Annotated in this window: 7 protein-coding genes and 1 pseudogene; 4 read left to right on the top strand and 4 right to left on the bottom strand. The window is 53.9% G+C overall.

Going from position 1 to position 7,405, the window contains the following annotated elements; all coding sequences use genetic code 11:
- Positions 1 to 241 precede the first annotated feature (241 nt).
- Together APA10_RS08910 and APA10_RS08915 are read right to left on the bottom strand one after the other, a co-directional pair.
- Positions 242 to 1,444, bottom strand: coding sequence for an OprO/OprP family phosphate-selective porin (locus tag APA10_RS08910; RefSeq protein WP_003630992.1), 1,203 nt, complete (start codon positions 1,442 to 1,444; stop codon positions 242 to 244).
- Positions 1,431 to 1,730 (bottom strand): hypothetical protein, encoded by a 300-nt coding sequence (locus tag APA10_RS08915; protein ID WP_019088957.1) that lies wholly within the window; start codon positions 1,728 to 1,730, stop codon positions 1,431 to 1,433. Before APA10_RS08915 ends, APA10_RS08910 begins: the two co-directional genes overlap by 14 nt.
- 139 nt (positions 1,731 to 1,869) lie before the next feature.
- On the opposite strand from APA10_RS08915, the pseudogene APA10_RS15240 reads away from it, so the two are divergent.
- A pseudogene (locus APA10_RS15240) lies at positions 1,870 to 2,214 on the top strand (IS5/IS1182 family transposase); the annotation flags it as partial.
- A gap of 232 nt (positions 2,215 to 2,446) precedes the next feature.
- On the opposite strand, the gene APA10_RS08925 reads toward APA10_RS15240, so the two are convergent.
- On the bottom strand, positions 2,447 to 4,669 hold the full coding sequence (locus APA10_RS08925; RefSeq protein WP_003630989.1) for a TonB-dependent receptor: 2,223 nt from the start codon (positions 4,667 to 4,669) through the stop codon (positions 2,447 to 2,449).
- 76 nt (positions 4,670 to 4,745) lie between these two features.
- The gene (locus APA10_RS08930; RefSeq protein WP_003630988.1) at positions 4,746 to 5,276 is read right to left on the bottom strand and encodes a DUF2946 family protein; all 531 of its coding nucleotides are present in this window, start codon (positions 5,274 to 5,276) and stop codon (positions 4,746 to 4,748) included.
- A gap of 328 nt (positions 5,277 to 5,604) precedes the next feature.
- Here APA10_RS08930 and APA10_RS08940 point away from each other — a divergent pair, with 328 nt between their 5' ends.
- From APA10_RS08940 to APA10_RS08950, 3 genes are all read left to right on the top strand, one after another.
- Positions 5,605 to 6,669 (top strand): TonB family protein, encoded by a 1,065-nt coding sequence (locus APA10_RS08940; protein ID WP_003630985.1) that lies wholly within the window; start codon positions 5,605 to 5,607, stop codon positions 6,667 to 6,669.
- Positions 6,670 to 6,774: 105 nt separating this feature from the next.
- Positions 6,775 to 7,188 carry an acyl-homoserine-lactone synthase gene (locus APA10_RS08945; protein WP_003630983.1) on the top strand — a complete coding sequence of 138 codons (414 nt, stop codon included), beginning with the start codon at positions 6,775 to 6,777 and terminating at the stop codon, positions 7,186 to 7,188.
- Positions 7,185 to 7,405, top strand: a 221-nt coding sequence (locus APA10_RS08950) for a hypothetical protein (protein ID WP_035367536.1), incomplete at its 3' end; no start/stop codon positions are given. The genes APA10_RS08945 and APA10_RS08950, both read left to right, overlap by 4 nt.

Below are 7,405 nucleotides of genomic sequence, written 5' to 3' on the forward strand. Positions count from 1 at the left end.
ACAGACCCAACATGGGGAACAGCGGGCTAACCCCCGCCCAGAAACTAAAAACAGATGCCTGAATTCTCATTCAACGCCCGACTAAAAATGGGGGGATTACCGTTCCTCGCGGTCATCCACATCGCTGCCGCAGCAGACTGGATCAAGCCCTAACAGGCCCTAAAACCAGAGAGTTTTTCGAACCCTCCAGCTTCACTACCTGCCCCCTATAACCATTTACACAACAAATACTTAAGTTTAATTAAAAATACACTTGGAACATTGATAAAATACTATCAAAATTATGATAATTTTCTTTTTCGTAATATTTTGTGTGTGAATAATCCAAAGAAATTCGTATGATATCCAAGGGATACCAATTTATATTTACGCTCCATATATTTTGCTTGCCCCCAGATACATCACTATTTTCTAAATCCATTTGAGAAAACCTTGTCGCCAGTTCTATGACTCCCATGGCATGGCAGAGGGTAGAGACTTTCTGATCACATGATGGAGAAGCAAAACTTGCAGATGTGGGTTTCCATGCTCGCGGCTTTCCAACCAATGTATATGCCGCAGTAATATACCATCCATAAAAATTTTGACGGTTTATTCTAGAGTTTTTATTTTCATTAACAATTAAATTATAGTATTCGCTACTTATTAATAGTTTCTTCCATGCAACAGCTCCCTCTAAACCAAAAGCACCAGAGCTCTTTGCTGGAATATTACCTGTCTTTATATATTTATCATTTAATCCATCGCCGTTTTCAGGTGTATCTGAAAATGATACACCTTCTTCCATAGAATTTTTATGAGACGGTCGAAAAACCCACTCACCTGATATACCTACATGCATAAGGAATTCTTGGGTATGTATCGGTAGAATCACAGATCTAAAAACAATTGCTCTTTGATTACCGTCTTTTCCCGGGCCAGCTGTCCCAGCCGTTCCAGAAATGGCTAAATGATAGTAATTTCCGTAAAATAACGCTTGCACTGCCTGACGATTTGCACCGGCGGCAAGTCCACGGGTAATTGTTGCAACGCTTGCCCGTTCAGGAAAAATGCTATCACCTCTGGACTGCATTGATGACAGTCCAAAACTCGGATTGAACACTCCGACAGAAAATTGAAAATGTTTCAAACCAGTATAGCTGGCAGCACCTTCGAATAGACGCATTTGTCCACCGGGAGCCGCCCCAAAGTCCCAAATGGCACCGATCTTGACCTGATTAGCTATATTAATTCTTACCCCGTTACGGATATGAGGGCCACTAGCAGATGGAGAAGAGTGCTGATTGCCATGTATATTACTACCCACCTCGAGTTGATCTTGTGCAAAAGGGTGGATAATAACTTTCCCTACAACGATATCTTTAACAGTTTTGGCAAAAGCATCGGAGTCAGAAAAATTCGAAACAATCAAAATACAGAAAATAAACTTTTTATTTTCCCACATAATTTTTCATATACTTCATATCATTTTCTTGTGGAACCGAGTTTACCAATATGTTTTTTTCTGTAAGATCAAGAAATCTTTTAGTTCCGGAACGAACAATAGATAAACCAATATTAACAAAATCTTTTTGTTTCCAAGGCTTTTCTTTTCCTAAAGACAAACATACAGCATAAGCTGCGCCAGCTAAGTATAAATCTAATTCTTGTACATTACGATTTTCTTCAAAACATAATTGTCCGATTTGTTCTCCAACATACTCAGGATCAAATCTGACTCGTAATGACATGACGTAAGACCCTTACTTGTTTCCATATGTGCACATTATCTAACGTGTTTTTGTTACAAAAAGACATTTTAAATTACAAATATTTTTTATGTTATTATAATACATGATTTGCGCAAATATTTTTGGGCAGAATTTTTCTGACAGGAGTATACCCGCAACATATCTGGCCATCCCATTCTTTGGTTATAAATCGTATCATTCAAAAGCCAATGAAGACTTCATAGATAAAGAGGGTTTCGTCTCGAAGGTTCACAGGAAGAAGCCGCGCCCCAACCCATGACTCCGTCATATTCAGCGATCCGATGCAGGCAAGTCCGTGATCTGATCACGCGTTGAGCATGTCTTTGCAGATCAGAAATCACAGACCGGACTATTCATCCGAACTGTCGGTATCATACGGGCCACCATGAGGATCGGGCTGACCAATATCATCTACAATATGCGACGTTTCCTCTTTCTGGAACGGGTCAGTGCCACAGCATAGCAGTCCAGAGCAGGAAGCCTTCATGCCAAAACTCGAAAAATACCAGCCAACCTTACCAAAATAAGAGTTCTTCGAACCCTCCATCTGATTGCACAGACCACACCGGTGCCAGCGTCCTCATAATATCAGGTCTTAAGTTGAACTGGAACCGGGGAGGTGCGTAACCGCCATAAAGGCACTTTCACTCTCTGCCTGTAGGCTCTCTTTCTGCGCAGGCAGAGAATGTATGGTCTTAAAACGTGGCGGAAAGGCTTATATTGAAGGAGCGACCCATGCCCGGCAGAGCACGAGTGGTGCCAATATAGCGTGTATCACCCAGAGAGAGACCACCCAGCGGCAGATAGTAGGGCTGGTTGAGCACGTTATCAATTCCGGCATCCAGCGTTAGCATCTTCCACGTGTAGCTGCCGCCAAGGTTCAGCAGGGCATAGCCTGCAGTGCGGGGTTCGCCACGTAGCCAGTCCACCGTGTCCTTGGGTTTGACAAAGTTCATCTCCACCCGGCCTGTCCAGTGTCCCACCGTTTCATGCACCGCCACCGTACCGTTAAGCGGCATCATGTGGTACAGGCCGGAATGCGTGACCTCATCCTGCCCACGCACCCAGTTGAGCACGCCGGTGACTTCACCCTTGCCATATTGCGCCGTGTCCCACAACGTGTAATGGCCAGAGGCGTTAATGCCGTAGGTCTGAGCGTTGTGATTGGCAAATTGCAGCAGATGATACCCATTGGAGAAGGTACGAAGCTGCACCACGTTAATGTAATTGTGTACGTAACTGTAATAAGGCTGCACCGTCAGGCCCCATCTGTTGGCGGCAGTGGGGTCATGCCAGTCCAGCGTCACGCTGGCCGTGTTAGCGATTTCTGACTTCAGATCCACGTTGCCCACATAGCCGTTACCATCGCCAAACCAGCCGATCATGCTGGAAGACATGGTGCCACGGCCCCACGCATAGCGTTCATACAGGTTGGGCGCGCGGGATTTACGGGCGTAGCCGCCTTCCAGCGTAAAGCTGTCTGTTACCTTCCAGCGGGCCATAGCGGTGACATCAAAGTTCACATCCGTCCGCCCCCGGTTGCGGGCGTTGAAGGCGCGGGCCGCCATGGCATCCGTCATGTTCATCATGCCAGTCCAGGAATAGGGGGCCACGTCTCCCGTGTTCATCATGATCAGATCATTGCGGAACCCCAGCAGGGTGGAAACGCGCGGCGTCCAGTGGGCTTCCCACTCGGCATAGTGGCCCAGCCGGTCGCGGTGACCGTTATTGATGTTGTGGTAGGTATCCGGCCCCATCATCATGCTGCCTTGCAGCGGTGGCCACCAGTCATTCAGCCCCACATGGTCAAACCCGCTGCCCAGTTTGAGCGTGTGGAAACGGCCGAGCGGAATGGTGGCCTTGAGAGAATAGCCCGCCAGACGGGACGCATTGTTCATGGGCATGCCGGTAGTGGCGGAATGGCCACCCTTGTCTGCCAGCATGTCCATGGCGTGGGTAATGCGCTGCCAGTAGCCACGGGCTTCAAACGTGCCCCAGTCAAATGATCCGGTATATTTGCCGTTTACAAAGGTGGAGCGGTTGTTGGTCATATCCATATACTGGTTGGCAAAGCCCTCGCGCGGGGTATCCTGTTGCCCCACGGTAATGGCCACCAGATGGTTGTCCTTGTGCAGGCCCACCGTTACGGCGTGATTATAGGTCAGGTAATTGGTGGAGTGCACGGTGCCCATGCCCGCGCCACCCCGATAATCGCCTGACTGATCATAAGAACCCGTATAGCGGATGCTGAGCAGATGGTTGGCAACCGTGACGGAACCGGAAGCCCCGTAGGCCCCGCCATTGCTGCGGTAGGTACCGCGCACCCGGCCTGTCACAAGAATTTTTCCCTTGCGGGCAAAGCGTGGGTCTGCCCGCTCCACATCAATGGTGCCGCCCAGACTGTCGCCCCCGCTGCTGACAGGGGTCAGGCCCGCAATGCTGGTGGCAGTCTGCACGCTGTCCGGATCAATGTAGGAGAGGGCGGGATTCATGTGGTTGGGGCAGGCGGGAGAGATGCGCACGCCATCCACAATAGTGGCGACGCGATCATCCGCCATGCCGTTCAGCACGGGCAGATTGGCCAGCCGCCCGCCGCCGTAGGAACTGAACCCCGGCTGGTTACGGAACAGCGAGGACACATCCGGGCTGGAAAGCCGGGACATGCGCTGTGAGCTAGCATCGGGCGAGGACGCGGTCAGCGGGGAATCGGAGAGGGAGGTTTCTTCTTCCTCATCCGTTGAGATATCCAGCCGGGGCAAGGTGACAACGGAACTGCCAGAGGCCGTGTTGCTTTGTCTGGCACTACCCTGTGCAGCCGTTGTTTGCGCCTGCGCGGCGGATATGGTGGGGGCCGCGTACACCGCGGCAATAACCCACGCCCACGTCGGCACGCGGCGTGGGTTGATAAGTGTAATCATGAGAACAATCCTAAAAACAAAGCGTACAGAACTCTTTTCCGGTTATGGGGCCGGAAAGGCGTGAAGAGGCTTTGGTTCAGGCAGGAGGCCCACATGAGGGGGGCAGACCAAGCAAAACGCTCGGCGGTGCGCGTGGGGTGGAGGCATGACTGCCACGCCGCATCCACCGCAGAACGGGTGGGGGCACCAGCATTACGGCCATGGGAAGCGCCGCTGGTAGCGAGAGCAGCGGACAGAGTGGACACCCATCCGCCCTATGGTGATGGCCGGAATGCGACTGGGTGGATTTACCCGCCATGGCCGCAGCCATGTGGTGGGCACGACCTACCGCACCTTCTGGTGAGGTAAGGCCCGAACCCTTCTGCCTTGTGTGAGACGATGTAGAGCCAGAGAACACTGCACCAGCGGGCGTTGCATCCAAAACGTCATCGGGGACGGAGAGGGAAGCGGCAATATCCATGCCCAGAAGGCGGACTATGGTGGTGCGGGGCAGTTCATCCGGTTGCGCAAAGCTCTGAAGGGCAAGCAGGCCGAGAAAGCCCACCAGTGTCACCACCACCAGCGGCCATTTCAGCAGCGTATGCAAAGGGTGGGTGGTGCGGGCCATCAGAGCAGCCGGAACTCCTGTCTGTGCGGGCCATGGTGGGCTGGCCCAAAGGTGGGGCGTGGCTTTGCTTTATTTGTCTGTGAGGGGCTTTGTGTCAAACGTGTGACTGCCGCAAAAGTGATCTTTCTGATTGAAGGCAACGGCCAGAGGTATAAAACTACGGAAAAAGCCCACACAGACCACGCAGAAAACGGGCGGAAAACAGGCAAACACGCGCACAGGGCGGCATGAGTAGCAAGGAGTCGCAGCCGTTTGGGCGCTTGGGTGTATCTGCCTTGCGTTGTGGGTATGGGCGGTTCAGGACCAAAGGATAAAGGAACGCGGACGGGTGAAACCGCACGGCAGACTGGGGCAGGATGACGGTGCATTAACGCCAGACGTGCGTGCGCCGGAAATCTGTCCTCCTCTGGCACCGCCGGAGGGGGCCGTGTTCTCTGCTCGCCAGAGCCGGACCAGCCGGGTGTGGAGTCTGGCTCTCCTGGCGGCAGTGGCCGGGCATGGGGTGATTACAGCCTGCCTTCTGGTGACATTGCACCCCAGACATCCGCCTGAAGCACCGGGGCAGAAAGCTGTGGAGATGGTGTTTGAATCTCCGGCCAGCAGGCCCGCCAGCGCCGCGAACCCCGCTTCTGTGACGCCGCCGCAGGAACCGCAATCTGTTCCCGCTCCATCTCCTGAGCAAGCAGAACCGCTCAGTGTGCCTCCTGCGGCTAACCTCTCTCATGCCGCGCAGCCCCCTGAGATGACGCCGCCAGATGAGGCGCTTGCCTCACTGCTGGAAGCGCCACCCACGTCAGCGGATGCACCGCCCGTACCGCCCATGACCGATATCTTGCCGCCTGTGAGTGTGCCCGCGCCTGTTGCCGCGCAGAAGGCCGCTCCCGCACATGAACACCGGCCTTCCGCTCCGTCTTCTCAAACGCCAATGCCCCACAAGGCGGCTGTGCCACCCCCACCCAAGGCCAGTCCGACTTCGCATTCTCCGGAGGGAGCGACACCTCCTGTTTCCGCTTCTGCTCGGGCTGCGGCCAGTCAGGTTCAGTCGGCTCCTGCGGCGTCTTCACCTCTTGCGGCTCAGGGCTCTGCTGCTGCGCAATCAGCAGCGGCATCGGTGGCGCATGTGGCCAAAGGGAGCGGGGCGCGCACGCTTACCTGCACCCCACCGCAGACGCATTATCCCCCCATGGCCCGGCATCTGCACGAAGAAGGAGAAGGCGTGGTGGAGGTCACTCTGGCAGCAGATGGGGGCATTGCCGCCACCCGGCTGGTGCAGAGTACCGGCTATGATGATCTGGATGCGCAGGCACTGGCCGCTGCCCGTGGGTTGCACTGTGCCGCACCGGCGTCCGCCCCCATGGTGGGACGGATTCCGGTGGGGTTTCATATTCGTTAGCGTAGAAAATAAAGTTTTTTTACTGCTATGTGTCGTGTTTGATACATTGAGCCCCCATCCCTGTGCAGTATAATGCCCCCGATTTCGATCAGGGGCGGCAGGCTCATGGTGTACACATTCTCATACGCGCAGCGGCATCAGTATGCAGACGCATATAACAAGATGATGCAGGCCCGTGGCTGGGGCGGGGAATGGTATGATGCGGGGTCTTCTCTTCTGAACCGTCCGGAAGAAGATGTGTTCGACCGCGAATACAACCCGCTTTATATTGTCTCCCTGAATGAGCAGGGGGAGCATGCAGCTTCTCTGCGGGTGTTGCCCACCACCGGCCCCACCATGTTGCGGTGTGATTTTCAGGCCTGTTTTGAACCGTGCCCGGATATTGCCAGCGCCCATGTGTGGGAGTGCAGTTGCCTGTGTGGCACAGCGGACAGCACCAGCCCGGCGGGCCGCGCCACCACCATTGAGACCTCCAAAACGCTGTGCAACAGATTACGGGCATTTACGGCAAGAGCATGATGCGTCTGTTCCGCCGTATCGGGTGGGAGCCCAATATTCTGGCGCAGACCCCTGTGGAAGAAGGCGCGTTGTGCCTTGGGCTGTGGGATGTCTCATCGTTGGCGCTGCGCCATATGGCGGAACGCCAGATGGAGGGTTCGAAAAACCCTTTGGCTCTGAGCTGTTTCTTCGGCGTTGATTGGGGATGGTGGAAGATGAAGCAGCCTGGTTTCTTTGA

The sequence above is a fragment of the Acetobacter pasteurianus subsp. pasteurianus LMG 1262 = NBRC 106471 genome (assembly GCF_000285275.1).
Classification (GTDB): Bacteria; Pseudomonadota; Alphaproteobacteria; order Acetobacterales; family Acetobacteraceae; genus Acetobacter; species Acetobacter pasteurianus.

What these genes read in the sequence shown, in the direction of transcription:
- APA10_RS08915 (WP_019088957.1), bottom strand. Translation starts at nt 1,730, where the DNA reads ATGTCATTACGAGTCAGATTTGATCCTGAGTATGTTGGAGAACAAATC.
- APA10_RS08910 (WP_003630992.1), bottom strand. Translation starts at nt 1,444, where the DNA reads ATGTGGGAAAATAAAAAGTTTATTTTCTGTATTTTGATTGTTTCGAAT.
- APA10_RS08930 (WP_003630988.1), bottom strand. Translation starts at nt 5,276, where the DNA reads ATGGCCCGCACCACCCACCCTTTGCATACGCTGCTGAAATGGCCGCTG.
- APA10_RS08945 (WP_003630983.1), top strand. Translation starts at nt 6,775, where the DNA reads ATGGTGTACACATTCTCATACGCGCAGCGGCATCAGTATGCAGACGCA.
- APA10_RS08925 (WP_003630989.1), bottom strand. Translation starts at nt 4,669, where the DNA reads ATGATTACACTTATCAACCCACGCCGCGTGCCGACGTGGGCGTGGGTT.